Below are 26,025 nucleotides of genomic sequence, written 5' to 3'. Positions count from 1 at the left end.
CTCACTTGCTCTGCTTGCCGAGCAGATCCGGCAGGCCGAGGCTGCGGTTCGGCCCCGCCTCCAGGTCGAGGCGGTTGCACGCCTCCGCGAACCGCAGATACGTGTCGACGCTCGCCACGACGATCCGGATGTCGATCTTGAGGAGTTCGATGCCGATGACGGACACGCGGATGCAGGCGTCGATCACGAGGCCCCGGTCGAGGATCAGCTCCAGGACGTCGTAGAGGCCGCTGGTGCCGCCCTGACCGCTCCCCCGCCGTGCCGGGACCGTACTCATGAACTCGCCTCTTCTTGTCATCGGACAGGACGTCGTCGGGCAGAACGGCAGCCGATTCGGCGCCGGGCGCCGCAGTGGTGCCCGGCCCGCGCGCATCGTCACCGTCAACAGCCTCATGGGGTGGTCAGATGCCGGGTACCCGCGCTGTCACGCCGCTCATACGACCCACCCCTCACTGTCGTGTACGTACGCCTGCCTCTCGTTCGCCGTGCCCCGTGCGTGTGCCCGGCTCCCCGCGAATCACTCCTGCCGGGCGGTGCGCGTGCCCGGGGACGGCTCCGGCCGCGGGCAACGCCTCGGGGAGCGGGTGAGCCGGGCCGGGACCGGCGCGGGCTCGTGCGTTCGGCGGACTGCGGGTCGACCGGCGGCGTGTCGCTGCATGGCTGTGTGGTTTGCGGCAAAAGTGAGGCTCCCGTCCCTCCGCCCGAGTTCAGGAGCCCGTCCATGAGTACGCGCGTCGCCGTGATCTATTACAGTGCCACCGGAAACGTCCACCAGCTGGCCAAAGCGGTCGCGGAGGGGGCTGCGTCCCGCAACGCCGAGGTCCGTCTGCGCCGGGTCCACGAGCTGGCGCCCGACACGGCCGTCGACGCCAACCCCGCGTGGCGCGCACACGTGGACTCCACCAAGAACGAGGTGGAGGAGGCGACGCTGGAGGACCTGGAGTGGGCGACGGCGTACGCGTTCGGCAGCCCGACCCGGTTCGGCAACGTTGCCTCCCAGCTCAAGCAGTTCATCGACCTCACCGGCGGGCAGTGGCAGGCCGGTGTCTTCCACAACAAGCCCGCCACCAGTTTCACCTCCGCGATGAACCGGCACGGCGGCCAGGAGTCCACCATCCTGTCGCTCAACAACGTGCTCTACCACTGGGGTTGCGTCATCGTCCCGCCGGGCTACACCGACCCGCTCCTCTTCGCCGCCGGCGGCAACCCGTACGGCACCAGCTGGGCCAGCGGCGGCGGTGAGACCCCCGACGAGGCGACCTTGGAGGCCGCCCGCTACCAGGGCCGTCACCTGGCGGACATCGCCGAGCGCCTGCGCTGACCGCACACTCTGCCCATCGGCCGGGCTAAACGGCCCGGCCGGTCACTTCCCCGGCAGTTCCCGCGTCGCGAGGGTGATGAGCGCGACGTCGTCACGTCCGGTGGGCGGCAGGTGGGTGAGGAGGTGGCGGCACATGTCCTCGGGCGCGTCGGGACCCTTCGCGGCGATGGCTGCCAGCCGCTCCAGGGACACGTCGAGGTGTTCGCTGGGGTGCTCGATGAGGCCGTCCGTCGTGAGGATGAGCAGGTCGCCGGGGTGCAGCCGGATGGTGGAGGCGGGCGGCTGCGGGAGCCTGAGACCCAGGAGCGGCCCGTGCTCGTGATGGTAGGCGGGCTCGGTGCCCGGGCCGAGGTGGAGCGGCGGAAGGTGTCCGGCGTTGGCGATGTGGAGGGTCCGGGCGCCGGGGTCGGCGTCCGTGTCGGTCTCCAGGAGGGTGATGCACAGGGTGGCGGTGACCCCGGGCGCCACGGTGGTGAGCAGGGTGTCCAGGAGCTGGAGGATGACGTGCGGCGGGTGCCCCTCCAGGGCGTACGCGCGCAGGGCGTGGCGGAGCTGGCCCATGATCATCGCGGCTTCGAGGGAGTGCCCGGCCACGTCTCCGATGGCCGTGATGAGGCCGCCCGGAACGGTCAGGACCTCGTAGAAGTCGCCGCCGATCTCGGCCTGTTCACTCGCCGGCAGATAGCGGACGGCGAGCCGGGCGTGGGGTGTGTCGGGGAGCGCCTCGGGCAGGAAGCTGCGCTGGAGGGTGAGCGCGAGGGTGTGTTCCTCGCTGTAGGTGCGCAGTGTCTCCAGGGCCAGGGCGGTGGTGTGGGTGACCTGGCCGAGGAGTTCCTCGTCGTCCTGGAAGGCACGCTCGGCGGCATGTACCTCCGCGAGGCCCAGCGGGTCCACACCCTGGTCCCCGGTGTCCTGTGCCGCCGTCGCCGTGCTCGGTGCGGTGTCAGGGAGGGGGACGGCGATGCAGGTCGGCGGGCGCGCGCCCTTGGTGCGGGCCGCGGCGAGGAGGTAGCGGCGGCCGTCGGCGGGCGAGGTGTAAGGGGCGACCTGGACGCCGCCGCCGCTGAGCAGGGTCGCCGCCTCGGCGAGGACGTGTGCGTCCGGCTCAGCATGTGTGAGCGGGTGTCTGGAGGTGTGCACGGTGCCGTCGGGCGCGGTGAGCATCACGGTGGCCGGACGGCCCAGGACGGTGGCGGCGCCGGTCGCGGCCGCGCGGGCGAGGGCGGAGGTGTCGGGGGCGCTGTAGAGCGCCAGCGTGGTGCCGTGGAGCTGGTGGAGCCGCTCGGCGAGGGTCTCGGCGCGACGGCGCGCGCGGGTGTAGCGCAGGGTCGCCGAGAGCGTGGCGATGAGCTCGTCGGGGGCGATGGGCTCGGTGAGGTAGGCGTCCGCGCCGCGGTTGAGGCCCTGGGTGCGGTCGGTGGTGCTGACGGCGGTCGCGGAGATGTGCAGCACGGGTACGCCCGCGGTGCGCGGGTTCGACTTGATGCGCTCGCACACCTCGAACCCGGTCAGGTCCGGCAGCTGCACGTCGATGATGGCCGCCTCGGGGACGACGGGCGCCGTGCGCAGCAGTTCGAGGGCGCTGGTGCCGTCCTCGGCCTCGATGATGTCGTGTCCGGCCCGGCGCAGGGTGGTGCCGAGCACGTAGCGGGCGATGGGGTTGTCGTCGACGACCAGCACGAGCGCGGGGCCGCCGTCGGGTGCGGTGTGCGTCATGACTGATCGAGGTCCGTGTCGGACGTCGGCGCCCCGGCGCTGCCTGCGGCGTCCGCTCCCCCGCCGGAGGTGAGGGCGGCGGTCAGGGCGGCGGCGGTGAGGTGTGCCTTGGACAGGATCGTCCGGCCGCGCAGCCGTGCGTGGTCCACCTCGTGCGGTTCCGCGGAGGTGAGGACGACGACGGGCAGGGGCGCCGTGTCGGGGTCGGCGTCGAGCGCCGCGAGGAGCGCGTAGCCGTCCGGCGCGGGCATCATCAGGTCGACGACGACGGCGTCCGGGCGCAGGTCCCGGATGGTGTCCAGGGCGTTGCCGCTGTCGTTGATCTCGGTGTGCCGGTCGGCGAGCTCGCGCAGGACGGGGCGCAGGGCGGCCAGCGACGCCGGGTCGTCGTCGACGACGACGACCGACGCGAACGGACGGCGCGCCGCGGGCTCGCTCTCGGGGGCCACGCCGGGCCGCTCGGGCGCGGCCTCGGGAACGCGGGGCCGGGCGGGCAGCTCGACCGTCACCAGGGTGCCGTGGCCGGGGCGGCTGGTGAGGCTGAGCCTGCCGCCGAGGATGCTGGTGAGCCGCCGGGCGTAGGGCAGCCCGAGGCCCGTGCCGGCCCGGCCGCGCTGATGCTGTCCACGCACTTGGTAGAACTCCTCGAAGACTTTCTCCACCTGGTCCTCTGGAATACCCACCCCTGTGTCGCGCACGCTCAGCACGAACCAGTCCGTTTCCTCGCGCCGCTCCGCGGTGACCTCCAGGTCCACCTCTCCGTGCTCGGTGAACTTCAGCGCGTTGGACAGGATGTTGCGCAGGACCCGGGTCAGGATGACCTCGTCGCTGATCAGCTCGACGGGCAGACGCGGATCGGCGATGCGCAGGGCGACGCCCGCGCGGGTCATGCCCTGCATGGTGCCCCGCAGCAGGTGCAGCAGCGTCCGCAGGTCGACCGGCGCCCAGTGCGGGTCGAGCCGGCCCGACTCCGCCTTGGCCACGTCGAGGAGCTCCTCCACGAGCGCGAGCATAGTCGTGCCCGAGGCCGAGATCATGGTGATCTGCTGGCGCTGCTCGTCGGTGAGCCGGTCCGATTCCGGGGCGAGCAGCAGCCGGGCCAGGGCGATGACCGAGTTGATGGGCGAGCGCAGTTCGTGGCTGACGTTGGCCCAGAACCGGGTCTTGGACTCCGACGCCTCCCGCAGCTGGCGGGACTTGTCCTCCAGTTCGGCGTAGAGGGCGACGACCCCGCTGTTGGTCTCCTCCAGCTCGCGGGCGAGTTCGGAGTACATGGCGACGACGCCGCTGTTGGTCTCCTCCAGCTCCGCGTTCAGGCGGGTCAGCTCGTCCTGCTGGGTGCGTGACTCCTCCAGGGCCCCGAGCAGGTTGCGGTTCTGCAGCCGCAGGACCTCGCCGAGGTCGACGCCGTCCACACCCTGCAGGGCCGCACGGCAGGCCGCCGCCACCTCGTCGGGGCTGTCCGCCGCGGGGGCCTGCTGGGCGAGGACGACGCCGCGTCCGTCCGGGGCGAGCGTCACCGTGTCGAGCAGCCGCTCGGCGGCGGCCGCGACGCCCCGGGTGAGCGGTCGCGCGCCGCTCCAGGTCAGCCGCGCCTCGACGCGCAGCCCGCCGGCCGTCGCCAGGAGGCCGAGGCGCCCGCTGAGCCCCTCGGCCCCGAGCAGGTCCTGGCCCGCCTCGCTGAGGACCGTCGCCATCCGCACCAGCGCCGGCCCCTGCACCCCGGCGGCGCGGCACACCGCCTGCAGGCAGCGGCGCATCATCAGCACGCTCTGCTGGTCCTCGAGAGGGGTGGCGTACAGCTCGTACGCCACCGGGGGCTCGTTCATCGCGACGGTGCGGGGACCACGACGATGCCCGCGTCGTCGCGCCGCAGACCGGCCTGGTTGAGGATCTGGCCCGCGATCACGGCCGGATGCCGCCACAGCAGCCCCGGCAGGTCGGCGGGCGACCAGCGCTGGTGCAGCCCGTCGGAGTGCATCACGAGCGCGCTGCCCGCCGCCAGGTCGGCGGAGTAGGTGCGGACCGTCGGGATCTGCGCCCCCACGATCCCCGGGTGCGAGAGCAGCGCCGAGCGCCGGGACGCCTCGACGACGAACGCGCTGATGTTGCCGACTCCGCACAGGTCGACGCGGCCGGCCCGGCGGTCCACGCGCGCGACCGCCAGGGCGGCGCCGCGCGTGCCCCGCAGCCCTTCGTGCAGTTGCCGCAGGAGGTCGCCCGGGTGCTCGGCCCCCGACTGCCGGAAGATCTGGCGGGCGCGTTCACCGACCCGCGCGGCCAGGGGCCCGTGCCCGAGCCCGTCGCACATCAGCACCATCATCGGCCCGTCGCCGAGGGCGTCGCCCGCGCCGATCCGTACCGCCCAGGTGTCGCCGCACACGGTCTCGCCGCTGATCGGCCGGGTCAGCCCGGCCGCCACCGGGCGCACCTCGGTCTTCCCGGCGCCCCCGTCGCCGCTCAAGCCGTACGACAAGGAGCGGTCGGCGTGGAAACGCGCGAGCAGGGCCGTTCCGCGCCCCGGCAGCGAATGCACGTCGAAGGTGTCGGCGAGCCGCTCGATCGCCCCGAGGCCGATGCCGAGCGTGCCGCCGCTGGAGTAGCCGTCGCGCACCGCGCCGGTCAGGTCGGCGATCCCGGGCCCGGTGTCCAGGCACAGGCACTCCACCGCGACGTGGTTGCCCATCCGGCTGGTGCGCAGGGCTATGGCCCCGTCGTCGGCGTGGTTCAGCAGGTTGGTGGCGATCTCGGTCACGGCGAGCGACACCTCGGCGACCCGGCTCTCGGCGAGGCCGATCCGGGTCGCGAGCGCCGCGGCCTCCCGGCGGGCGGTGGCGGCGAGGGCGCTGCCCGCCCTCAGCCACACCACGTCCTCTGGTTCGATGACCAGGGAACTGCTCACCGGTTCCACTTGACCACTCTGACCGTGGTGCCGTGCGGACCGGTCTCCAGGTCGAACTTGTCGACGAGGCGGCGCGCACCGCTGAGCCCGAGGCCCATGCCGCCGCCGGACGTCCACCCGTCGGTGAGCGCCAGGTCGACGTCGGGTATGCCGGGACCCTCGTCCTGGAACTCCACCCACACGCCCTTGCGGCTGCCCTCGGTGGTGATCCGGCTGCGGATGACGCCGCCCTTGCCGTACACGACCATGTTGCGGCCCAGCTCACTCGCGGCGGTGACCAGCTTCGTCTGCTGCACGAGCGGCAGCCCCGCCTGCTGGGCCATGGTGCGGACCATCTGGCGCGCGGTGACCACGTCCGCATTGCCGGCGACGGTCACCGACTCCGCCGGGGCCCCCTCGGCCCCGTACTCGCTCATGCCTGGACGCCGGACTCAGCAGCACGCAGTCCGCGCAGGAGGGCGAGTCCCTGCTCCAGGTTGAGGGCCGTGCGGACCCCCTTGAGCGACAGTCCCAGCTCCACCAGGGTGATCGCGACCGCCGGGCGCATCCCGCACACGATGGTCGTCGCGCCCAGGATGCGGGAGATCGACGCGATCGTCGCCAGCATCCGGCCCACGAACGAGTCGACGATCTCCACCGCGGAGATGTCGATGATCACGCCGTGCGCGGCGGACGCCACGATCCGCTCGGACAGATCCTCGTGGAGGTCGAGGACCGTCTGGTCCTCGAGGTCCGTCTGGATCGACACGAGCAGCACATCACCGATCTTCATGATCGGTACACGGTCGCTCACAGTGCGCCCCCGGCGGCGAGGGCCCGCTGACGCTCGGCGTCGGCGAGGGCGAAACGCAGCGCGTCCGCGAGGGTCGCCTTGGTCGGGATGTCGCCGAACTCGACGCCGAGCGCCACGAGCGTCTGCGCGATCTGCGGGCGCACACCGGAGATGGTGCAGGTCGCGCCCATCATCCGCGCGGCCACGACCGTCTTGAGCAGGTGCTGGGCCACCTGGGTGTCCACCGTCGGCACACCCGTGATGTCGATGATGGCCTGGGTGGAGTTGGAGTCCACCAGCGCCTGCAGCAGCTTCTCCATCACGACCTGGGTGCGCGCCGAGTCGAGCGTGCCGACCAGCGGGACGCCGACCACGCCCTCCCAGAGCTTCACCACCGGCGTCGACAGTTCGAGCAGCTGCTCCGCCTGCGAGGAGATGATCTCCTCACGGGTACGGGCGTGCTCCTCGACCGTGAACAGACCGAGGTCGTCGAGCAGGCGCGCCAGCGCCAGGTAGGCGTCGCTGCCCGTCTTGTCCGTCGTCAGGCTGGGCTCGAGGACCTGCTTGAGCGCGAACACGCTGACCGCGGTCTCCGTCGGCGTGAAACCCTGCCGCGCGCGGTTGCGGGACAGCTCCACGAGGAGGCTGCGCACCTCGGAGAAGGCGCTGCTGCGCCCCGCGAGTCCGCCTCCGGCGATCGCGTTCGTCATCGCGTCGTAAAGTTCACCCAGTTCGCGAGCCAGCTCGGCATCGCTCAACCGGCCGTGCAGCGTCGCGCCCACGGTGCGCACCCACGTCGCAACGAACTCCTCACGCTGCGTCGTCAGGAGTTCGTGCAGGCGCTGCGCGCCTATCTCGCTCGCCATGTCAGCCCTTCAACCGGATGCCCAAATGGTCAATCCGGCTGAGCTTACGTCATGGCACGCCCGATTTCGCGCTTGCCCCCGACCCCTCCCCGTCGCCGCGTCCGCGCTGTAGCCTGCCGCGATGCGCGAGGTGCTGGACGAGGGGCCGTTCTTTCACGGGACGAAGGCCGATCTGCGGGTCGGCGACCATCTCACCGCGGGTTTCCGGTCCAATTACCGGCCGGAGATCGTGATGAACCACATCTACTTCACCGCGTTGCGCGACGGCGCGGGCCTCGCGGCCGAGCTCGCCGCCGGTGAAGCGGCCCCGCGCGTGTACCTCGTCGAGCCGACCGGGGACTTCGAGAACGATCCGAACGTCACCGACAAGAAGTTCCCCGGCAATCCCACCCGCTCCTACCGCAGCACGGATCCGCTGCGGATCGTCGGCGAGGTCACCGACTGGACGCGGCAGACGCCCGAGGCGCTCCGGACGTGGCGGGAGCGGTTGGCGGCGATGCGTGCGGAGGGACGCGCCGAGATCATCAACTGAGGGCGCCTCCGGGGCGCGCGCCAGTGGGGAACCCACCAAGCCGGGCCGCCCATCGTTGTCGCGACGGGGACCGCCGGGGCCGCACGCCGAGCAGCAGACTGGCGGGACGGGGTGACCGAGGCGGCCGCCGCGTCCACATTCCGCGACGACATCCGGGACACCACCGTGAGCGAACGTGTCATTGCGCCCAAGAGCCGGGGCTTCCTCTTCATCGACTCCCATCCGCGCGGCTGCGAGGAACTGGTCGACGCCATGTGGCGGGCCGTCCCCGCCCCGTCCTCCCCCGCCGACGGCGAGAATGGCGGTGACGGGCCGGTGGCCCTGGTCATCGGCTCGTCCGCCGGGTACGGCCTGGCGGCGACCATCGCGGGGCTGGCCCGTGTCGGCATCCGCGGGATCGGCGTGTGTTTCGAGAAGGCGCCCGCCCGCCGCACCGGAACAGCCGGCTGGTACCGCACCGCGGCCACCGCCCGGCTGGCCCGGCAGCACGGGCGGGACATGGTCTTCCTCAACGGTGACGCGTTCGGCGACGCGATGAAGGAGCAGGTGGCGGGTGTTCTGACCGAGCGGTTCGGGGGGCGGCTCGACTACTTGATCTACTCGGTGGCCGCGCCCCGCCGCACCGACCCGGACACCGGCGACGTGCACGCCTCGGTCCTCAAACCGGTCGGCGCGCCGTACACCACGAAGACGCTGGTCTTCGACGAGGACGGTGCTCCGGAGGTCAGGGACGTCACCACCGCACCGGCCGAGGGCGACGACGTCGAGCAGACGGTGGCGGTGATGGGCGGCGCCGACTGGGAGCGGTGGATCACCTTCCTGGCCGACCGCTCCCTGCTCGCCGACGGCTTCACCACCGCGGCCCTGTCCTACATCGGCTCGCCGCTCACCGCGGCGATCTACCGGCGGGGCACCATCGGCGCGGCGAAGGACCATCTGGAGGCCACCGCGCGCACGCTGCACGAGCGTCTCGCCAAGACCGTCGGCGGCCGGGCCGTGACCTCGGTCAACGCCGCCGCCGTCACCCAGTCCTCCACCGCCATCCCCGGTATCGCCCTGTACGTGGGTCTGCTGCGCGGCGTCCTCGGCGACGCCATGGTGGACCCGGTCGGGCAACTGGTCGAGCTGTGGGACCAGTTGACCGGTGCCCGGCCCCTCAACCTCGATGCCGAGGGCCGGGTCCGTCTCGACAGCTGGGAGCTCGATCCCGCCGTGCAGGAGGCCGTGGCGGAACGCTGGGCCCTGGTCACCGGCGACACCCTCGGCGAACTCGCCGATCTCGACTGGTTCGGCGACGAGGTCCGCCGCCTCTACGGCTTTTCGGTCCCCGGCGTCGACTACACCGCCCCGGCCGAGACCGAGGTGCCCTGGCCCGCCCTCTGACCCCCGGTCATCCCTCGCGCCGGTCGTCGATCTCGACGGAGAGCTGTGGCCACGCCGCGACGAGCCGCCCCAGCTCGTCGGCCCTGAGGCGGTGGTCCGTACGCAAGGCCGCGTCGGGCAGGAAGTGGACGACGGTCCCGGTCGTGCGGTCGTCGGCGACCGGTTCCAGGCCGGTGACGGGCACGCCGTGTGCGTAGCGCTGGGTCCAGGACCCGGCGCGGCGGCGGTTGGTGTGGACGAGCCAGGTGCTGAGCGCGGCGACGACGGACACGCCCCGGCGCGGATGGGTGTCGGGCAGCGGCGGCGCGGCGGGGTCGTCGAAGAAGCGGAGGTCCTTCGTCGCCATCACCGGCTTCTTCACCGCCTGGCCGTGTTCGTCGATCCGTGTGTCGGTGCCCCGTCCGTCGTCGCCGACGGCTACGGAGCCGTCGGCGCACAGCGTGATCCGGCACCGCCCGCCGGCTCCGTCCTCGGCCTCGTCCGCCGCGTAGGCGACGACTTCGAGGATCAGGTGCCGGAGGCCGCCGGGGGCGAACGCGGCGGGGCGGTGACGGATCTGCGCGAGGTGGCCGAGGTCGACGGTGCCCGCCCAGTCGTGCGTGGTGGTGCGCCAGGAAGCCCTCGGCGCGCTGCTCGGTGTGCCCATCCGCAGAGTATGGAGGTCGGCGCGCCGGGTGTCAGGACTGGCTGATCCCGACGCCGTCGATCGTCCAGTACCAGTTGTTGCCACCGGTGTAGCGGAACCGCACCTTCGCCCTGCTGACCCCGCTGGGCACCTGGAGCGTGAGCTGCTCGGTGCGCGAGGACGTGTCGGCCGTGTACGTCTTCACGGTGACCGGGGCCCCGCCGTCGTAGGAGACGAGCACCTCGCCCTTCTGCGGGGACTCCTGCCGGTAGAAGGTGGTGTACGTGAGGGTCGCCGGTCGGCCGCCGCTGACGGGGAAGTCGGGGCTGATCAGCGTCGAGTCGAAGGTGCCGGAGACGGCCTTGTCGGACCACTCGTCGCCGTCGGCGACGGCGAAGACGTTCCTGGCCCGGATGTTGGACTCGCGCTGCTGGTCGCGTTCGGTCTTCGTCCAGAACTCGTCCGTGGTGAAGGTCCAGCCGCGCCACTCGGTGACGCCGCCCGTGCCCATGGCGGAGTTGTCGACGGACCAGCCGCTCGGCGGGGTGTGCGTGAAGCCGGTGACGCCCGCGCCGACGCCGGTCTCGTCGACGGGTCCGGTGAGCTTCGCCCGCAGGCTGTCGAAGGCGTCGGCGCCCGGCTGCTGGAGGGGGCGGCCGTCCAGGCCCCAGGCCGGGTCGATGGCGATGCCGAGGTGGGCGAGGGCGCTGGCCGCGGCGTCGGGCATCTTCACGTCATGGCGTGTCGAGCCGGCCGTCGCCGCGGAGCCGACCGCGATCAGGAAGGTCTGGCGCTCCTGCCAGGTGGAGCCGCCGTGGCCGCCCGCGTCGGTGTGCCCGTGGTCGGCGGTGATCAGAATGAGCCAGTCCTCGTCGGCATGTGTGGGACGGGTCTTGAGGGCGTCGACCAGTTGCCCGACCTGGCCGTCGACGCCGTGGATCGCGGCCAGGTACTGCTGGCTCGCCGCGCCGTAGGAGTGCCCGGCGTGGTCGACGTTGTCGAGCTGTACGAAGACCGCGTCCGGGTCGGCCGACGTGAGCTGGGCGACGGCGCGGCTGGTGGTGCCGGTGTCGTACTCGGCGCTCGGCGTGGAGACGCGGGTGTCGACCTTCGAGGAGAACACGGTGTCGGTCAGGGGCGCCCAGGAGGAGACGGCGTACGTCGTCAGGCCCGGCTTCGCGGTCTCGATCCGGGTCAGGAAGTCCGGGTAGGCGGCGAACTTGTGGCCGGTGAAGCTGTTGTCCTTCACGTTGTGCTTGTCGGGCCAGACGCCGGTGATCAGCGTCGACCAGCCGGGCCCGGAGAGCGTGGGCGCGAGCGGGTTCGCGTAGAGGGCGCTGGGGGCGGTCAGTCCGGCGGCCATCAGAGCTTTGAGGCGGGGCGCGTCGGCATCGCGGACTCTGCTGAGAAGGGTGCCGTCCAGGCCGATGACGAGGACCTTCGGGGTCTTCGCCGCGGCGGACGCGGTCGTGGCGAGGGTCGCGGGGACGGTCAGGGCGAGCGCCGTGGTGGCGGTGCCGATCAGAAGTGAGCGGCGGGAGACGCCGGGCGTGCGAGGCGACATGCGGTCCTCCGGGATGGGATCTCGTGGGGTGCGACGCCTCTGAGTTGACAGGCGTTTTGGACCAGACCCGTTATCTTTCGGTGACACGAGGGCGAATAGCCATGGACATTCGTCGCCGGGCCCTGGACTGAAGCCCTGCACTCAACTGCCGTGCGTGCACGCGTCGTTCTGGCGGACCCGGAAACATCGTGTTCACGACAAGGCACGTCACAGGTAACAACCGGTTCCTAGCGTGACCGGCCGTGGGGAGCCCCGCCCCCGCACTCACCCCCAGAGCCCCCACCGGGAGGCCCGGCATGAGCACGACCGCGTCACGACGGACCACGACCGAGACCCCGAACACCGCCGCCGACCAGGCGGTGCGGGAGACCCTGGAGGACTACACCCTCCGCTTCGCGCCCCGCAGTTACCGCCGCTGGACCCCCATGGTCGTGGCCACCACCGCGCTCGGCGGCATCGCGTACATGGCCGACTTCTCCATCGGCGCCGGCATCGGCCTGACCCACGGCACCGGGAACGCGCTGCTCGCGATCGCCGTCGCCGCGGTCGTCATCTTCGTCACCGGCTTCCCTCTGGCGTACTACGGCGCCCGCTACAACATCGACCTCGACCTGATCACCCGCGGCTCCGGCTTCGGCTACTACGGCTCGGTCCTCACCAGCGTCATCTTCGCCAGCTTCACCTTCATCTTCTTCGCCCTCGAAGGCTCGATCATGGCGCAGGGCCTCGAACTCGGCCTCGGACTGCCTTTGTGGCTCGGCTACCTGGTCTCCACACTCATGGTGATCCCGCTGGTGATCTACGGGATGAAGGCGCTGAGCAAGCTCCAGGTGTGGACGACGCCGGTATGGCTGCTGCTGATGGTGGGCCCGCTCGTCTACCTGGTCGCCACCGACCCGGGCACGGTCGACCGGTTCCTCGCGTACGCGGGGACCGACGGCGACGGCGGCGTGAACACCGCGTCCGTACTCCTCGGCGCAGGCGTCTGCCTCTCCCTCATCGCGCAGATCGGCGAGCAGATCGACTACCTGCGCTTCATGCCGCCGAAGACCGAGGCGAACAAGCGCACGTGGTGGACGGCGGTCGTCATGGCCGGGCCCGGCTGGGTGGTGCTCGGCGCGCTGAAGCAGGCCATCGGCGTCTTCCTCGCCGTATACATCCTCGCCGCGGTGGGTCCTGACGTCGCGCCCGAGCCGATCCAGCAGTTCAAGGGGGCCTTCGACGCGATGCTGCCCTCCTGGCTCGTGCTGCCGCTGGCCGTGGTGCTCGTCGTGATCAGCCAGATCAAGATCAACGTGACGAACGCCTACTCGGGATCCCTGGCCTGGACGAACTCCTTCACCCGCGTCACCAGGCACTACCCGGGGCGGATGGTCTTCGTCCTGGTCAATCTCGGCTTCGCGCTCGCGCTGATGGAGGCCGACATGTTCAGCTTCCTCAACAGCATCCTGAGCTTCTACTCGAACTGCGCCATCGCCTGGGTCGTCACCGTCGCCACCGACATCGGCGTCAACAAGTACCTGCTGAAGCTGTCGCCGCTCGCACCCGAGTTCCGCCGCGGGATGCTCCACGCCGTCAACCCGGTGGGGGTCGTGGCCTTCGTCGCCGCGTCCGGCCTGTCCATCGCGATGTACTTCCACGCTTTCGGCGACGGCCTCCAGCCGTACTCACCCGTCGCGGCGGTGGTCATCGCCTTCGTGCTCACCCCGCTCATGGCGATCGTCACGAAGGGCAGGTACTACCTGCGCCGCACCGACGACGGCATCGACGCCCCCGCACTCGACCCCGACGGCAACCCGAGCGCGCTCACCCTCGACTGCCACGTCTGCCACCAGTCCTACGAGCGCCCCGACCTGGCCGCCTGCACCACGCACGGCGCCATGGTCTGCTCCCTGTGCCTGAGCACGGACAAGGTCGGCGACCATGTGCTGCCGGCCGGCTGAACTCAGACGGCGGCGTCCAGGAGCTGCGGCCCGTTGTTGCGCACGTTGTTCACGGCGGTGGAGACGGCGCGCGTCTTCAGGTGCCCGTCCGCGGGGCGGGTGAGCAGGGCGCGCAGGTCGTCGGTGTCCTGGTGGGAGGGGTCGAGCCAGGTGCCGTAGTGCTCGGGGGTCAGGGCGAGCGGCATGCGCGGGTGGATGCGGCCGGCCTCGTCGGTGGCCTCGGTGGTGATGATGGTGGTGGTCAACAGCCAGGCGTCGGGGTCGTCGTCACCGGTGACGTCGGGGTTGCGCCAGAACTCGTACAGGCCCGCAAGCGCCATCACCGACTCGTCGGCGGGGTGGATGAAGTACGGCTGCTTGCGCGTCTTGCCGGTGGCCTCGTCCGTGACGGGGTCCCACTCGTAGAAGCCGTCGGCGGGGAGCAGGCAGCGGCGCTTGGCGAAGGCGGCGCGGAAGGTGGGCTTCTCGTGGACCGTCTCCACCCGCGCGTTGATCATGCGCGCGCCGATCTTCGGATCCTTCGCCCACGAGGGCACGAGCCCCCACCGCAGGACCCGCAACTGCCGGCCCATCTCGTCGCCCCCGCGCCCGCCGGCCCGCTCGAGGATCGCGTACACGGCGTCGGTGGGCGCGACGTTCCAGCTCGGCTCGACCACCTCCTCGGGACGCCACTCCTGCACGTCGAACAGGCGGGAGAGGTCCTGGGGGCCACGGGTGGAGACATATCGACCGCACATACCGCCACTGTGCCATCCCGGGGTGCCGCTGTGCGCCGATCGCGGGGCCCATGATCTCGGCGCGGCCACGTCACACGCGCCGACGGTACGTGGCTGGGCCTGTCCCTGGGCGTACAGGAGCGGCGTTTGCCGGGGCTGTGCGTCTTCACTGCCGGGACGCGCCTTCTGCTCTCCCAGCCGGCGCGGCCCGTGCTGCTCGCCGTCGTCGACGAGGATCTGCAAGGTGTGGACTTCCGGCGCGCCGGGGGCTACCGGCCCTTCGTCCCGCCGCTGCGCGCCGATGCCGCACGCGCGTTGGCAGGCGATCCGCAGCGGTGGGCGCACCGCTTCGCGGGGTACCTCGCCGACGCGCCGGGCAGCCCGCTGCATGACGGGCGATGGCTGCTCTCCCGCGAGAGCCCGTTCGAGCGGTGGCGCCACGACAGCGAGTCGCAGGCCGCGTACTGGAACTGGATGCTGGTCGAAGGCCACCCGGACGGACACCTCGACTGGTTCGTCCACTCCATCTCCTGGGACGTCCTGCTGCTGCCCCTGCCCGATGCCGATGACGGCCGGGTCAAGGCGTACCGCAAGCAGGCCCGTGAAGGGACGCTGCCGCCCGTTCTGCTGTGGTGGGTGAGCGGCCTGGACTGCCATCTGGTCCTGGACGGTCACGCGCGGCTCGCCGCGGCGATCGCCGAGTCCGTCGAGCCGCCGCTGCTGCACCTGCACCGCACGCTCCCGAGCGACGACCTGGCCACCGCACAGCAGCCGACCTGGGCCTGGCCGCTGCCCGGCGGGGAGGAGCAGTGGCGTCGCATCGCGCGCGAGGCGACGGGGCGCGGAGAGGCCGTAAATGAGGCGGCAGTTGAGGACCCGGCGCCCTAGCGTGCGGGCATGACACCTTCACTTGAGCGTCCCCCGTTCGAGGCCGACGAGCGCACCGCGATCACCGGCTGGCTCGAACTGCAGCGTCGGATCCTGCGGTGGAAGTGCGAGGGGCTGAGCGAGACCGACGCGCACCGCTCCGTCGTACCGACCTCACCGGCGATGACGATGGCCGGGCTCATCAGCCACATGCGGTGGGGCGAGCACCTCTGGCTGGAGGTGGTGTTCCTGGGCGGCGACAAGACGCTGAACCCGTCCTGCGACGAGACGGAGGAGGACGCCGAGTGGCGCACTGACGGCGTCCCCCTGCGGCAGCTGCTCGCGGAGTACGAGGCCCAGTGCGTCCGGAGCGACGAGATCGTGGCGGCGGCCTCCCTCGACGATGTCGGCCGCCACCCCGAATTCCACTCCGCCAAGGCCAATCTCCGGTGGATGCTCCTCCATCTCGTCGAGGAGACGGGACGTCACGCCGGGCACGCGGACCTCGTGCGGGAGCTGCTCGACGGGGCGAAGGGCTACTACTAGGCGCCGCCCGCATTGCAAAGCGGAGCGATGCTCCGTATTATCTGGAGCACCGCTCCGCTTCATGCTGCGCGGGCCGGCCGGGCGGCAGCGACCCGGACAGACGCGAAGGACCCCCATGAGCAGCAACGCCCCCGCTTCGACCGACACCCCGATCGTGCGCGCCCTGGACGAGATCGTCGGCGCCGGTGACCGCGTCGTGTCCGTCGCCCCCATCGCGCTGGACGCACCCGGCCGCGTCCTCCCCCTGAAGGTGCGGGTATCCGCCCCGGCGACCGGGGAGAACCTGCCGATCCTGCTGTTCTCGCACGGCAACGGCTTGAGCCTCGACGGGTACGGCCCGCTGACTGCCTTCTGGGCGTCGCGCGGCTTCGTCGTCGTGCAGCCGACCCACCTGGACTCCCGACGGGACGGAATCCCCTTCGAGCACGCCGAGTTCGGACAGGTGTGGATTGAACGCCGCGAGGATCTGGTCCGCGTTCTCGATCAGTTCGACACCGTCGAGGGGGCCGTACCCGGGCTCGCCGGGCGCGTGGACAGGAGCCGGGTCGTCGTCGCCGGGCACTCCTGGGGAGCGCAGACGGCCCAGATGCTGCTCGGCGCCCGCGTGCTCGACGGGTCCGGCAGGGCCGGCCAGGACTACGCGGACCGGCGGGTCAGGGCCGGTGTGCTGCTGGCCGCGACCGGGATCGGCGGCGAGGAGCTGCACCCGTTCGCCAAGGAGCACTTCCCGTTCATGAACCCGTCCTTCGCCGAGCTGACGACGCCGACGCTGGTGGTCGCCGGTGACCGGGACCAGTCCACGCTGTCGAGCCGCGGCCCCGACTGGTTCACCGACGTCTACGCGCACGGCCCCGGCGCCACCGACCTGCTCACCCTGTTCGGCGCGGAACACTCCCTGGGCGGCGTCTCGAACTGGGAGGCGGCGGAGACCACGGACGAGAACCCGGAACGCGTCGCCGTCCTCCAGCGTCTGACCACCGCCTATCTGCGCGGCGCGCTCGACCCCTCCGACACCGGCTGGAAGAGCGCCGTCTCCGCCCTCGCCGACGCGGGATCGGCCATCGGCCGCGTGGACAGCAAGTAGCCGGCGCGGGGCGCCCTCCCGTCAGCGGCCCTGGCGCAGGCGCGCCGCCGTCGCCTCCAGCGCCTTCCGCTGGGTCCGGCTCTTGCGCACCAACGCCCGCTCCTGCAAACGGAGTTCGGCCGAGCGTCTTCTGATGCTCTGGGCCTCGTGGCGCGCCTCGCGCAGATCCGCTCCGCCGGCCGAGTCGAAGTAACGCTTCGCCTGTACCATCCGGACCCACTCTCCTGGGGTTGGCCGCCCTTCCGACGAGGGCGACCACGGCCAACCTACTGGACGGAGTCCCGGAGCCGGTGTCCGCGCCTCCGCACGCCCCCCGGCCGCGCCGCACGGGCCTCAACTCCATCCATCAGAGTGGTTAGCCGACGGATGCCTGTGCCGCGCCGCCCGGCGGTCCTTCCATGGGCAGTGCACATCCGCAAAGCAATCTTCCAAGGAGGACATCGTGGAATCGACGACCCTGGAGATCGACACCACCGCCGGGTCCCTGTTCGAGGAGATGGCGGTACCGGAGGCCGAGGAGGCCTTCGCGGGCCACAGCTGCCTCTGCTGGGCCGCCGAGGCCGAGCCGACCCGGGAGTAGCGGCTCCCGGCTCCTGGCCGCCGCGCCGCGGCCAGGAGCACCCCGTGCGGCACGGCACCCGGTTCTCCTCCTCGTCGCGGAAGGCAGTACATGGACGCTCCGATCGAGTCACAGCGTGAACTGCGGGCCGATGTACGGCTCGTCCCCCGCGACGACCGGCTCTACGTGTGCGCCAGCACCGAGACCCTCCGGGTCGCTCTGCGGCTCCCCCCGCCGTCCGGCACGGACGAGCGGACCGTCCGCCTCGACGCGGTGCCCGAGCAGGTGTCGCAGGCGTTGCAGGAGCGCGGAATGGCGCACGGCAGCGGACGGGAGGTCCATCCGCTGTACGGAGAACTGGCCGCTCTCCGCGACCGGGAGGTGGCGCTCGTCCCGCCCCAGGCGCTGGGGACGGAACTGGGCGCGCAGTTGGCGCGTGCCGGTGTCCGGACGGTGCCCGAGGGGCAGGAGCGCGCGGCGGCCGTCTCGGTGGTGTCCCTCTCCCTTCCCGAGGATCAGCTGACGTCCCTGGTGCGGGCCGGTCTGGAGACCGGGACGCCGATGGTGACGTATCTCAGCACCCCCGCACGGCTGTTCTTCGCCACGCTCGCGCCGCCGCACACCGCCTGCGCCGTGTGCGTGGTGCGCCGGCTCCGCGCCAACCACACCTGGCAGGCCATCGCCGACCTGCCCCTGGACGTCCTCTTCGGCGCGGCGCACGACCCGGCCTGGCCGAGCACGCCCGTGGCCGTCGGGCTGCTCGCCCACGCCGTGCTCGCGCTCATGTCAGGACCCGCCGCTGCCGCGCAGGGCACCGGCACCCTGTGGGAGATCGAGCACGGCTCGCTGGACCGCGCCGGGCACCGCCTTCTGCACCTGCCGAACTGCCCGGCCTGCGCCCATGTCGTCCCGCTGCCCAAGCGGCCCGAGGAGCCGGTCCGTGCGGACGACGCGGCCGGCTGGGAGCGGATGCGCGACGCCGTCGACCCGCTCACCGGCGTGGTGCCCCAGCTCCGGGTGGAGGAGCGGGACAGCGCGCTGGGCGGTGCCACGTACGCGCGTACCGCCGGGATGACGAAGACGCGGTGGTTCTCCCCGGTCTCCGCCGAGGCGCGCGGCGGCGCGGTCAAGAGCGACCCGGTGACGGCGCGGGTCTGCGCGGTGGGCGAGACCATGGAGCGGTACGCGGCGGGCGTCTACGACCCGGGCAAGCTGCTGCGCGCGTCGTACGCGGCGCTCGGCGACGAGGCGGTCGATCCCCGTACGCTGCCGCTCGGTTCCGCCGCGGAGTACGCCCGGCAGGACCGCCTCGGCCCCTGCGACCCGGACGCCGAGATCGACTGGGTGCCGGGCAGGTCCCTGAGCACGGGCGCCGTCCGCTACGTACCGGCGTGCGCCGTCTACCTGCCCTACCGCTTCCCGCCGGGCCACCGCGCCTGGTACGACCCGATCTCCACCGGCCTCGCCGCGGGCGGGAGTTACCACCACGCGGTGTACGGCGGTCTGATGGAGGCGGTCGAGCGGGACGCGACCGTGCTGTTCTGGGCGAACCGGCTCACTGTTCCCACGCTGGACCTCGACGCGCTGCCCGAGGGGCCGGCCCGGGACCTCGTCGCGCGGGTCCGCGCGCAAGGGGTGTCGGTCACGGCCAAGGACCTCACCACCGATCTCGGCATCCCCGCCGTGGGGGTGCGGTTCCTCCGGCACACCGAGCGGCGCCCCGTCACCACGCACGCCGCGCGCGCCGACCTGGACCCGCGGGCGGCGCTGCTCGGGGCGCTGGAGGAGGGCTGCCTGGGCTGGGCGGGCGCCCGGCTGTGGCAGGAGCACCTCGACGACGGCGAGTCCATCCCCGGCCCGGACGACGTGCTGACGACGCTGAAGGAGTTCTCCCTCTACTACTGGGCGCCCGACCGGGTACGGCATCTGGCGTTCTGGGACGAGGGTCCGGTGCGGGCGCCCGCCGCCGCGCGGCCCGGCGCCGGGTTCGCCGCCGACGTGGCGGAGGGCGTCGCGCGGCTGGCCCGGCGCGGTTACGAGGCGGTCGCCGTGGACATCACCCCCGTCGATGTCGCCGAGTGCGGTGTGACGGTCGTCAGGACCGTGGTGCCGGGCCTGTGCCCGATCACCTTGCGCAGCGACTTCCACCGGCGCGGCGGCCCCCGCGTCTTCGAGGCGCCGGTCGCGACGGGTGCCCGGACGACCCCGCTGACGGAACCCGAGCTGAACACCCTGCCGCTGCCCTTCATGTGACCCCGCGCGCCGCCCCGGCCGCCCGCCACGCCCTCGGAACCGGAGACATGTGAAGCCCCGCGAACCATCCGCGCCGCCCCTGCGGACGCAGGACGAGACCCGCTACCGGCGCAACCCCGACCTGGTCCTTGAGTGGCAGGAAGGAGCGGGCGCGGTGCTCGTCGACTGCCGCCGCTGGCGGAAGTTCACCGCCCGCCCGCCGCTGCTCGCCCTCCTGGACGTCCTCGCCGCCCCGCTCACCGCGGAGCAGGCGCACACCTTGTGGCCCGGCGAGGGCAGGGACACGGAGACGACCCGGCGCCACCTGGAGCAGCTGGCCGCGGCCGGCATCATCCACTCCTCCGCCGACCCGGCCCCGGTCGCGCACGGACTGACCCCCTACGAACTCGCCGCACACGCCCGGGCCGCCCGCGGCCCCGCCCCGCACGCCCAGCAGGGCGAGCCGCCCGCCGCCCGACTGCACCACCCCGAGGCCGCCGGGACCGTACGGCTCACCGGCGACAACGTCTTCCCCAGCCATCCGCTGCGCACGGTGCTCTCCCAGCGGCGCTGCCTGCGCACCTTCGCCCCCGGCCCGCTCCCCCTGGCCCTCCTCGACGCCTTCCTCGCCCGCTCCGCGCGCGTGCGGGAACGCCTCGGCCCGGCCGAGTGGGAGCAGACCCGGCGTCCGTCCCCGTCCGGCGGCGGACGGCACAGCGTCGAGATCTACGTCCTCGCGCGCGACGTCGCCGGGCTCTCCCCCGGCATCCACCACTACGACCCGTTCGACCACGCGCTGCACCGGCTGTCCGCGTGGGACGAGAGCGCGGCGGCCCTGCTCCACGAGACGGCCACCGCCCCCGGCTACCTGGACGACCCACCGCCCGTCGGCCTCTACCTCGCCTCCCACGCCGCCCGCACCGGCTGGAAGTACGAGGGGCTCGCCCTCAGCCTCGTCTACCGCGACACCGGCTGCCTGCTCCAGACCATGTGCCTCACCGCGACCGACCTCGGCCTGGCCGCCTGCCCGACCGGAGTCATGCGCCCCACCGCCGGCTCCGCGTTCCTCGGCCCGCACCGGAACAGCCTGCTGCACGTGGGCAACCTCGCGCTCGGCGCGGCGGCGGACGGGGCCGGGGCGTGAGCGGCCGAGCTGTTGCGCGGCGGCCCTGATAGGAAAGAGGCGTGGACCCGTTGGAGGACGTACTGGCCCTGCTCGGGCTGCGCAGTCACCTGTCGGCCGGGCTGCGGGCCGGCGGGCGGTGGGCCGTGCGGTTCCGGGCGCCGTCCGGGGTGAAGTTCAACGCCGTCCGGCAGGGCGCGTGCCTGTTGCAGGTCGAGGGCGTCGCGGACCCCGTCGCGCTCAAGGAGGGCGACTGCTATCTGCTGACCCGGCCCGCCCCGTACGTTCTGCGCGGTGACCTCGACGCCGTGCCGGTGGACGCGGAGTCGGTGTTCGCCACGACCGAGGACGGCCTTGCCCGCACGGGTGACGGCGAGGACGACGAAGTCCTGCTGATCGGCGGGCACTTCTCGCTGAGCGAGCGCTCGCCCGCCCTCCTGCTGCACGAGTTGCCGCCGGTCGTCCACGTACCGGCGGACAGCGAGCACGCGGAGACGCTGCGGTGGGCGCTGGACCAGATCAGCGAGGAGTCGCTGCACCGGAGGATGGGCTCCTCCCTCGTCGCCGAACACCTGGCCGCGGTCATGCTCGTCCACATTCTGCGGCTCCACCTCGCGCGCAACCCGCGGACGACGGTGGGCGTCCTCGCGGGTCTGCGGGACCCGGTCGTCGCCACCGCGCTGACCTCGATGCACGACCGTCCCGAGCGGCCCTGGACCGTGGCCGAACTCGCCCAGGTCTGCGCGGTCTCCCGCTCGACCCTCGCCGCGCGCTTCAAGGAGCTGGTCGGTCAGGGCCCCATCGACTACCTCGTCCGGTGGCGCGTCGAACTCGCCGCTCTGCGCCTGCGCCGCTCCGACGCCACGGTCGCCGTCATCGCCCGCGCTGTCGGCTACGGCTCCGAGAGCGCGTTCAGCACGGCGTTCAAGCGGGTCACCGGGGTGTCGCCGCGCGTCTACCGCCAGCAGAGCGCGGCCGATCCGTCTGGACGATGACGAAAGTCTGCCGGTTCTTCACTTATGGAGGGTCCACCGCTCCCCTGCCTACGGTGAGGGGGACACCGGGGGACACACCCCGTCCCGTACGAGAAGGACCGCCCCGCCATGAGCAAGCAGTACCCCGTGACCGCCCCGGATCACCGCGTGACCGCTCGGGTCTCCACCCCGTTCCACTCCCACGCCACCACGCACGAGGTCATCGACGGGGTCGATCTGACCGGCCGGCGTGCCATCGTCACGGGCGGCGGTTCGGGTATCGGCGTGGAGACGGTGCGGGCCCTCGCGGCCGCCGGGGCGGAGGTCACCATCGCCACCCGCGACGCCGCCGCGGCGGCGCCCCTCGCCCACGAACTCACCCGCGCGCCCGGCAGCGGCCCGGTGCGCACGGCTCCCCTCGACCTGGCGGACCTCGCGTCGGTCCGCGCCTTCGCGAAGGCGTGGCAGGGGCCTCTGGACATCCTCGTGGCGAACGCGGGCGTGATGGCGCTTCCCGAGCGCCGCGTGACGGCCGAGGGCTGGGAGACGCAGCTCGCGACCAACTACCTCGGGCACTTCGCCCTGGCCGTGGAGTTGCACGGACATCTGACGGCGTCGGGCGCCGCCCGCCTGGTCGTGGTGAGTTCCGGCGCGCACAGGGACGTCCCGTTCGACTTCGACGATCCGCACTTCGCGCGGCGCCCGTACGACCGCTGGACCGCCTACGGGCAGTCGAAGACCGCGGACGTCCTGCTCTGCGTGGGGGCCCGCGCGTGGGCCGGTGACGGCATCACCGCCAACGCCCTGAACCCCGGCTGGATCAGCACCAACCTCCAGCGGCACATCGACGAGGACACGATGCGGGCCATGGGCGCGATCGACGAGAACGGCGACATCATCAAGACGCCCTACTACAAGACCGCGGTCCAGGGCGCCTCGACGTCCGTCCTGCTCGCCGCCTCTCCCCTGGTGAACGGTGTGACCGGCCGCTACTTCGAGGACAACCAGGAGGCCCCGGTGGTCTCCGGCGCACCGGGCGAGCGGATCCCGGGCGGCGTCGCGGCCCACGCGCTCGACCCGGAGGCGGCCGATCGCCTGTGGGAGTACGCGAGCGGTGTTCTGCGCGGCGCGTGAGAACGCTGCGCGGCGCGTCAGGGCGAGGCCAGCCGTGCCCGATGCCGTCCGTGGGAGAACGCGCACCGGGCCGCGCGTCGCGTCGGCCGTCTTCTAGGGTCGTTCGTATGACGACCGACACCGGGACCACCGGTCCGCTCTTCGAATCCCTCCGGGCCGACGCCCTCACCAGCCCGGAACAGCTGCGCGAGATCTACCCGCAGCCGAGCCCGAACTCCCTCCGCAAGGAGACCGACCGCCTCACCGAGGAGACCCGGACGCTGATCGGCTGCTCCTCGCTGGTGCTCATCGGCAGCGCCGACGCCGAGGGCCGGGCCGACGTGACGCCGCGCGGCGGCCCGGCCGGGTTCGTCTCGGTCCTCGACGAGCGGACCCTGGCGATACCCGACGCGACCGGCAACAAACGGCTCGACACCCTGCACAACGTGCTGCGGACCGGCCACGTCGGCCTGCTCTTCCTCATCCCCGGCCGCCCGACCACGCTGCGCGTCAACGGGCGGGCCTGCGTCTCGGCGCGCCCGGACCTGCTCGACCGGCTCACCCCCGTCGGCAGACCACCGCTCACGGCGATCGTGGTCCGGGTCGACCAGGCCTATCCGCACTGCCCGAAATCACTGATGCGCGCCGACGTCTGGCGTCCGGAACGCTGGCTGCCCACCGAGGCCCAGCCGTCCAGCGCCCAGGTGACGCTGGCCCAGCTGAACCTGCCCGATCTGACCGTCGAGCAGATCGAGGAGAGCGAACGCGAGTCGCTGCGCCTGCGTTACGAGTGAACGCGGCCCGAGCCCTCGGAGTCAGGGGTGGCCTGGGCGTCCCCTGTGCCCCCTGTGTTCCCTGTGTCCTCTGTGTCCTCTGCGTCCTCTGCGTCCTCGTCCAAGCGCAGCTCGTGACGGACCTTGTCCAGACGCCGCTGCCGTCGACGCAGCATGAACGGGTTGACCAGGAACACACTGAGCAGGACGAGGTAGAAAACGGCCGACACGTAGTGGTGGTCCATGAACTGCAGCACGGCGTTCCCGAGCCAGGCCAGCGCGGCGAACCCACTCAGGACCAGCACCCACCGGCGTCGCTGGGCACTGAGCGAACGGCGCTGACGCGTGGCGAAGTCGATCGCGGCCGGCCGTTCCGCGGGATCGTCCGGGGCCTCGCCGCGCTGCACCTGGCGGCCCACCCGCAGGTAACGGGCGAAGCCCAGACCGAATCGCGCGGCCCTGCGCCGCGTCCACAACGCCACACCCATCGCCGTCCCCAGGACCAGGAGACCGTAGATCGCGCCGAACAGATAGCCCTGCGAGACATTCATCCCCCGCTCGTCGGCGAGCGCGCCCGCCAGGAAGCCGCACAGCGCCGCCGTCAGCAACGCGGCCGACGCGCCCCTCACCGCGCCTAGCCTGTCGTGCGCGTTCGACCTCTCGACCCCCGGCATGTCCGGCCCCCCTGCCACCCGTCCGCTCCTTGTCGGTCCGGCTACCCCCGTCGGCCTCCGTCACCCGCGCCGCGCCGCCAACTCCCGTGTCCCCGGGGCGCAGCTCGTCGTCAGATCGTCGAGTTGGGCGGGGGTCAGCTCGCGCGCGGCGGTGCCCCGGCGGCTGGCGTCGAGGTGGGCGCATGCGCCGTTCAGCCACGGGGTGTGCGGCTCGACCCCGATGAACGCGGCGAGCCGGGTGAGTTCCGCCCGGGGGTTGTCGAGGAGGTCCTCGTAGGAAAGCGTCGCGCGCTGCTCGGCGGGCAGGGTGTCGAGGAACTGTGCGCCCTGGACGACGAGTTCGGACCACAGGGTGCCGAAGCGACGCAGGGGGAGGTCCCGGTCCCGTACGAGGGCGGGGTCGAAGCGCTCGTCGAGCAGAGGGGCCAGATCCGGCGGCAGCGCGCGCACGTGCTCGGGCGTCAGGTCACCGATGTTCTCGACGCCCGTACGCTCCCTGATCTCACGCATCAGGGTGATCACGCGGTATCCGGGGTGGCGGCTCATGGACAGGGCGCAGTCCGGCCCGTTCCGGGACAAGTGGACGAATCTCGCGTACGGGAAGGCGGCCCGCAGCTTCGGCGCCCACCCCGTGGAGTAGCCGGAGCGCTCCACGACGGCGTGCCGTCCGAAGCGTGCGCGCAACCAGGCGAACAGCGCTTCATGGTGCCCGGCGGCGCTCCGGTCGGGCCATTCGACGACCGCCGCGCGGATCTCGTCGAGGAGCCCGTCAGGGTCGTCGGTGAGGTGGGGCAGCACCATGAGGGAGAGCGCCGGGATGCCGGTGGTCCGCGCCGTGTACCGGCCGGGGCGGCGGGTGTAGAGGAACTCGGGCATCAGCAGGCCGCTGCGGATCATGCCCGCGAAGTAGGGCGTGGGCCGGTCGAGGGCCGCCCGGAACTCCGCGCCCGACAACCGGCCCTCGGGAAAGGCCGTGTCACCGACCGAGGCCATGTACTCGTTGAGGCTGAGCACGTCGGGGTGGGCGTTGAGGACGCGGGACAAGGCGGTGGACCCGCTGCGCCCCGTTCCGATGACGAAGGTCAGGTTGGACAACATCACTCCCGGGGGCGTCGACCGGCACACACCTTCAAAGACCTACCCGTCGCATCTTGCCCGGGACACGAGCCACGCCATACCTTACTTTCAAGTAAGTTTACTACTGGGTAAGGGGATTGCCTTGACCGCCTATCAGACTGTCCTGGTCGGGACGGACGGCTCGGAGTCGTCGTTCGCCGCGGTCACGAGCGCCGCCCGGCTCGCCGCCGCCTGCAAGGCCCAGCTCGTGATCGCTTGCGCGTACTCCCCTATGCGCGGGCCCGAGCTGAGCGCCGCGCAGGACCAGTTGGGGCCCGAGGCGTACCAGGTGGTGGGCTCGGCGCCCGCCGAGGACACGCTGCGGGCCGCGAGCGACAAGGCGCGGGCCGCGGGCGCGGCGGACATACGGTCGGTCGCGGTGCAGGACGAACCCGTTCCGGCGCTGATCAAGGTCGCCCAGGAGTACGCGGCCGACCTGGTCGTCGTCGGGAACCGGGGTCTGCGCTCGCTCGCCGGACGCATCCTCGGCTCGGTGCCCGCGGACATCGCCAGGAAGGCCGGTCTCGACGTGCTGATCGTGCACACCACGTGAGCGCGGCGGAGCTGGTGCCGGACGCTTCTGACTCGCCCGATCCGTACGACTCGGCCGAGCCGCCCGGTGGC

The 26,025-nt window shown here is 72.2% G+C and carries 26 protein-coding genes and 1 pseudogene; 14 read left to right on the top strand and 13 right to left on the bottom strand.

The annotated features are described in order from the left end of the window. Positions 1-13: 13 nt before the first annotated feature. Positions 14-277, bottom strand: a pseudogene (gvpJ, locus tag N5I75_RS04745) (gas vesicle protein GvpJ); the annotation flags it as partial. A 444-nt stretch (positions 278-721) separates the two neighbouring features. Here gvpJ and wrbA point away from each other — a divergent pair. Beyond that, complete coding sequence (wrbA, locus tag N5I75_RS04740) at positions 722-1,321, top strand: NAD(P)H:quinone oxidoreductase (protein ID WP_476674585.1); 600 nt, start codon at positions 722-724, stop codon at positions 1,319-1,321. Positions 1,322-1,363: 42 nt separating this feature from the next. On the opposite strand, the gene N5I75_RS04735 is transcribed toward wrbA, so the two are convergent. The 6 genes from N5I75_RS04735 to N5I75_RS04710 are packed head-to-tail and all read right to left on the bottom strand — an operon-like array spanning position 1,364 to position 7,577. After that, on the bottom strand, positions 1,364-3,037 hold the full coding sequence (locus N5I75_RS04735) for a SpoIIE family protein phosphatase (RefSeq protein WP_476674583.1): 1,674 nt from the start codon (positions 3,035-3,037) through the stop codon (positions 1,364-1,366). Then, positions 3,034-4,866, bottom strand: coding sequence for a hybrid sensor histidine kinase/response regulator (locus N5I75_RS04730; protein WP_476674581.1), 1,833 nt, complete (start codon positions 4,864-4,866; stop codon positions 3,034-3,036). Before N5I75_RS04730 ends, N5I75_RS04735 begins: the two co-directional genes overlap by 4 nt. Continuing rightward, positions 4,863-5,939 (bottom strand): ATP-binding SpoIIE family protein phosphatase, encoded by a 1,077-nt coding sequence (locus tag N5I75_RS04725; RefSeq protein ID WP_476674579.1) that lies wholly within the window; start codon positions 5,937-5,939, stop codon positions 4,863-4,865. The genes N5I75_RS04730 and N5I75_RS04725 overlap by 4 nt, the downstream gene beginning before the upstream one ends. Continuing rightward, entirely contained in the window at positions 5,936-6,355 is a 420-nt protein-coding gene (locus N5I75_RS04720; protein ID WP_476674577.1) for an ATP-binding protein, read from the bottom strand. The genes N5I75_RS04725 and N5I75_RS04720 overlap by 4 nt, the downstream gene beginning before the upstream one ends. Beyond that, positions 6,352-6,732 carry an STAS domain-containing protein gene (locus tag N5I75_RS04715; RefSeq protein WP_398205496.1) on the bottom strand — a complete coding sequence of 127 codons (381 nt, stop codon included), beginning with the start codon at positions 6,730-6,732 and terminating at the stop codon, positions 6,352-6,354. The genes N5I75_RS04720 and N5I75_RS04715 overlap by 4 nt, the downstream gene beginning before the upstream one ends. After that, entirely contained in the window at positions 6,729-7,577 is an 849-nt protein-coding gene (locus N5I75_RS04710) for an STAS domain-containing protein (RefSeq protein WP_476674575.1), read from the bottom strand. Before N5I75_RS04710 ends, N5I75_RS04715 begins: the two co-directional genes overlap by 4 nt. Positions 7,578-7,698: 121 nt before the next feature. Between N5I75_RS04710 and arr the strand changes: the two genes are divergently transcribed. Together arr and fabV are read left to right on the top strand one after the other, a co-directional pair. Further along, on the top strand, positions 7,699-8,109 hold the full coding sequence (gene arr, locus N5I75_RS04705) for an NAD(+)--rifampin ADP-ribosyltransferase (protein ID WP_476674573.1): 411 nt from the start codon (positions 7,699-7,701) through the stop codon (positions 8,107-8,109). A 165-nt stretch (positions 8,110-8,274) separates the two neighbouring features. Continuing rightward, entirely contained in the window at positions 8,275-9,492 is a 1,218-nt protein-coding gene (gene fabV, locus N5I75_RS04700; RefSeq protein WP_476674571.1) for an enoyl-[acyl-carrier-protein] reductase FabV, read from the top strand. Between the two features lie 7 nt (positions 9,493-9,499). Here the strand turns inward: fabV and N5I75_RS04695 are convergent, their stop codons facing one another. Both N5I75_RS04695 and N5I75_RS04690 read right to left on the bottom strand, forming a co-directional pair. Beyond that, positions 9,500-10,138 carry an ATP-binding protein gene (locus N5I75_RS04695; protein ID WP_476674569.1) on the bottom strand — a complete coding sequence of 213 codons (639 nt, stop codon included), beginning with the start codon at positions 10,136-10,138 and terminating at the stop codon, positions 9,500-9,502. A 31-nt stretch (positions 10,139-10,169) separates the two neighbouring features. Next, positions 10,170-11,681: an alkaline phosphatase family protein gene (locus N5I75_RS04690; protein WP_476674567.1), complete on the bottom strand. Its 1,512-nt coding sequence runs from the start codon at positions 11,679-11,681 to the stop codon at positions 10,170-10,172. Positions 11,682-11,977: 296 nt separating this feature from the next. Between N5I75_RS04690 and N5I75_RS04685 the strand changes: the two genes are divergently transcribed. Continuing rightward, the gene (locus N5I75_RS04685) at positions 11,978-13,624 is read left to right on the top strand and encodes a purine-cytosine permease family protein (RefSeq protein ID WP_476674565.1); all 1,647 of its coding nucleotides are present in this window, start codon (positions 11,978-11,980) and stop codon (positions 13,622-13,624) included. Positions 13,625-13,626: 2 nt separating this feature from the next. On the opposite strand, the gene N5I75_RS04680 is transcribed toward N5I75_RS04685, so the two are convergent. After that, complete coding sequence (locus N5I75_RS04680) at positions 13,627-14,361, bottom strand: SOS response-associated peptidase (protein WP_476674563.1); 735 nt, start codon at positions 14,359-14,361, stop codon at positions 13,627-13,629. A 126-nt stretch (positions 14,362-14,487) separates the two neighbouring features. On the opposite strand from N5I75_RS04680, the gene N5I75_RS04675 reads away from it, so the two are divergent. The 3 genes from N5I75_RS04675 (at position 14,488) to N5I75_RS04665 (ending at position 16,837) form a co-directional block, all read left to right on the top strand. Further along, positions 14,488-15,228 (top strand): hypothetical protein, encoded by a 741-nt coding sequence (locus tag N5I75_RS04675; RefSeq protein ID WP_476674561.1) that lies wholly within the window; start codon positions 14,488-14,490, stop codon positions 15,226-15,228. A gap of 9 nt (positions 15,229-15,237) precedes the next feature. Next, entirely contained in the window at positions 15,238-15,753 is a 516-nt protein-coding gene (locus N5I75_RS04670) for a DinB family protein (RefSeq protein WP_476674559.1), read from the top strand. 115 nt (positions 15,754-15,868) lie between these two features. After that, positions 15,869-16,837 carry an alpha/beta hydrolase family protein gene (locus N5I75_RS04665; protein WP_476674557.1) on the top strand — a complete coding sequence of 323 codons (969 nt, stop codon included), beginning with the start codon at positions 15,869-15,871 and terminating at the stop codon, positions 16,835-16,837. 21 nt (positions 16,838-16,858) lie between these two features. On the opposite strand, the gene N5I75_RS04660 is transcribed toward N5I75_RS04665, so the two are convergent. Next, positions 16,859-17,047, bottom strand: coding sequence for a hypothetical protein (locus N5I75_RS04660; RefSeq protein WP_476674555.1), 189 nt, complete (start codon positions 17,045-17,047; stop codon positions 16,859-16,861). A 232-nt stretch (positions 17,048-17,279) separates the two neighbouring features. Between N5I75_RS04660 and N5I75_RS04655 the strand changes: the two genes are divergently transcribed. From N5I75_RS04655 to N5I75_RS04630, 6 genes are all read left to right on the top strand, one after another. Next, positions 17,280-17,417, top strand: a complete 138-nt coding sequence (locus tag N5I75_RS04655) for an azolemycin family RiPP peptide (protein WP_476674553.1) — start codon at positions 17,280-17,282, stop codon at positions 17,415-17,417. 90 nt (positions 17,418-17,507) lie between these two features. Further along, entirely contained in the window at positions 17,508-19,649 is a 2,142-nt protein-coding gene (locus tag N5I75_RS04650; protein WP_476674551.1) for a YcaO-like family protein, read from the top strand. 49 nt (positions 19,650-19,698) lie between these two features. Then, complete coding sequence (locus N5I75_RS04645; RefSeq protein ID WP_476674549.1) at positions 19,699-20,772, top strand: SagB family peptide dehydrogenase; 1,074 nt, start codon at positions 19,699-19,701, stop codon at positions 20,770-20,772. A 41-nt stretch (positions 20,773-20,813) separates the two neighbouring features. Next, positions 20,814-21,746 carry an AraC family transcriptional regulator gene (locus N5I75_RS04640; RefSeq protein WP_476674547.1) on the top strand — a complete coding sequence of 311 codons (933 nt, stop codon included), beginning with the start codon at positions 20,814-20,816 and terminating at the stop codon, positions 21,744-21,746. A 108-nt stretch (positions 21,747-21,854) separates the two neighbouring features. Further along, positions 21,855-22,859 (top strand): SDR family NAD(P)-dependent oxidoreductase, encoded by a 1,005-nt coding sequence (locus N5I75_RS04635; RefSeq protein ID WP_476674545.1) that lies wholly within the window; start codon positions 21,855-21,857, stop codon positions 22,857-22,859. A 107-nt stretch (positions 22,860-22,966) separates the two neighbouring features. After that, a complete protein-coding gene (locus N5I75_RS04630; protein WP_476674543.1) occupies positions 22,967-23,632 on the top strand; it encodes an MSMEG_1061 family FMN-dependent PPOX-type flavoprotein in 666 nt (221 codons plus the stop codon). Here N5I75_RS04630 and N5I75_RS04625 read toward each other — a convergent pair. Together N5I75_RS04625 and N5I75_RS04620 are read right to left on the bottom strand one after the other, a co-directional pair. Beyond that, on the bottom strand, positions 23,623-24,285 hold the full coding sequence (locus tag N5I75_RS04625; protein ID WP_476674541.1) for a hypothetical protein: 663 nt from the start codon (positions 24,283-24,285) through the stop codon (positions 23,623-23,625). The genes N5I75_RS04630 and N5I75_RS04625 overlap by 10 nt on opposite strands. Before the next feature lie 60 nt (positions 24,286-24,345). Beyond that, positions 24,346-25,383, bottom strand: coding sequence for a sulfotransferase (locus N5I75_RS04620; RefSeq protein ID WP_476674539.1), 1,038 nt, complete (start codon positions 25,381-25,383; stop codon positions 24,346-24,348). A 121-nt stretch (positions 25,384-25,504) separates the two neighbouring features. Here N5I75_RS04620 and N5I75_RS04615 point away from each other — a divergent pair, with 121 nt between their 5' ends. Further along, positions 25,505-25,954, top strand: coding sequence for a universal stress protein (locus N5I75_RS04615; protein WP_476674537.1), 450 nt, complete (start codon positions 25,505-25,507; stop codon positions 25,952-25,954). Positions 25,955-26,025: the final 71 nt, after the last annotated feature.

The organism is Streptomyces sp. R818, from assembly GCF_056172735.1.
The sequence above is the reverse complement of the archived record's forward strand: the minus strand, read 5'-3'. Positions and strand labels throughout refer to the sequence as shown.

Excerpts from the sequence above, each read along its gene's own strand:
- wrbA (WP_476674585.1), top strand. The coding sequence starts at position 722 with ATGAGTACGCGCGTCGCCGTGATCTATTACAGTGCCACCGGAAACGTC.
- N5I75_RS04735 (WP_476674583.1), bottom strand. The coding sequence starts at position 3,037 with ATGACGCACACCGCACCCGACGGCGGCCCCGCGCTCGTGCTGGTCGTC.
- N5I75_RS04730 (WP_476674581.1), bottom strand. The coding sequence starts at position 4,866 with ATGAACGAGCCCCCGGTGGCGTACGAGCTGTACGCCACCCCTCTCGAG.
- N5I75_RS04720 (WP_476674577.1), bottom strand. The coding sequence starts at position 6,355 with ATGAGCGAGTACGGGGCCGAGGGGGCCCCGGCGGAGTCGGTGACCGTC.
- N5I75_RS04710 (WP_476674575.1), bottom strand. The coding sequence starts at position 7,577 with ATGGCGAGCGAGATAGGCGCGCAGCGCCTGCACGAACTCCTGACGACG.
- arr (WP_476674573.1), top strand. The coding sequence starts at position 7,699 with ATGCGCGAGGTGCTGGACGAGGGGCCGTTCTTTCACGGGACGAAGGCC.
- N5I75_RS04695 (WP_476674569.1), bottom strand. The coding sequence starts at position 10,138 with ATGGGCACACCGAGCAGCGCGCCGAGGGCTTCCTGGCGCACCACCACG.
- N5I75_RS04690 (WP_476674567.1), bottom strand. The coding sequence starts at position 11,681 with ATGTCGCCTCGCACGCCCGGCGTCTCCCGCCGCTCACTTCTGATCGGC.
- N5I75_RS04685 (WP_476674565.1), top strand. The coding sequence starts at position 11,978 with ATGAGCACGACCGCGTCACGACGGACCACGACCGAGACCCCGAACACC.
- N5I75_RS04680 (WP_476674563.1), bottom strand. The coding sequence starts at position 14,361 with ATGTGCGGTCGATATGTCTCCACCCGTGGCCCCCAGGACCTCTCCCGC.
- N5I75_RS04670 (WP_476674559.1), top strand. The coding sequence starts at position 15,238 with ATGACACCTTCACTTGAGCGTCCCCCGTTCGAGGCCGACGAGCGCACC.
- N5I75_RS04665 (WP_476674557.1), top strand. The coding sequence starts at position 15,869 with ATGAGCAGCAACGCCCCCGCTTCGACCGACACCCCGATCGTGCGCGCC.
- N5I75_RS04660 (WP_476674555.1), bottom strand. The coding sequence starts at position 17,047 with ATGGTACAGGCGAAGCGTTACTTCGACTCGGCCGGCGGAGCGGATCTG.
- N5I75_RS04650 (WP_476674551.1), top strand. The coding sequence starts at position 17,508 with ATGGACGCTCCGATCGAGTCACAGCGTGAACTGCGGGCCGATGTACGG.
- N5I75_RS04635 (WP_476674545.1), top strand. The coding sequence starts at position 21,855 with ATGAGCAAGCAGTACCCCGTGACCGCCCCGGATCACCGCGTGACCGCT.
- N5I75_RS04630 (WP_476674543.1), top strand. The coding sequence starts at position 22,967 with ATGACGACCGACACCGGGACCACCGGTCCGCTCTTCGAATCCCTCCGG.
- N5I75_RS04625 (WP_476674541.1), bottom strand. The coding sequence starts at position 24,285 with ATGCCGGGGGTCGAGAGGTCGAACGCGCACGACAGGCTAGGCGCGGTG.
- N5I75_RS04620 (WP_476674539.1), bottom strand. The coding sequence starts at position 25,383 with ATGTTGTCCAACCTGACCTTCGTCATCGGAACGGGGCGCAGCGGGTCC.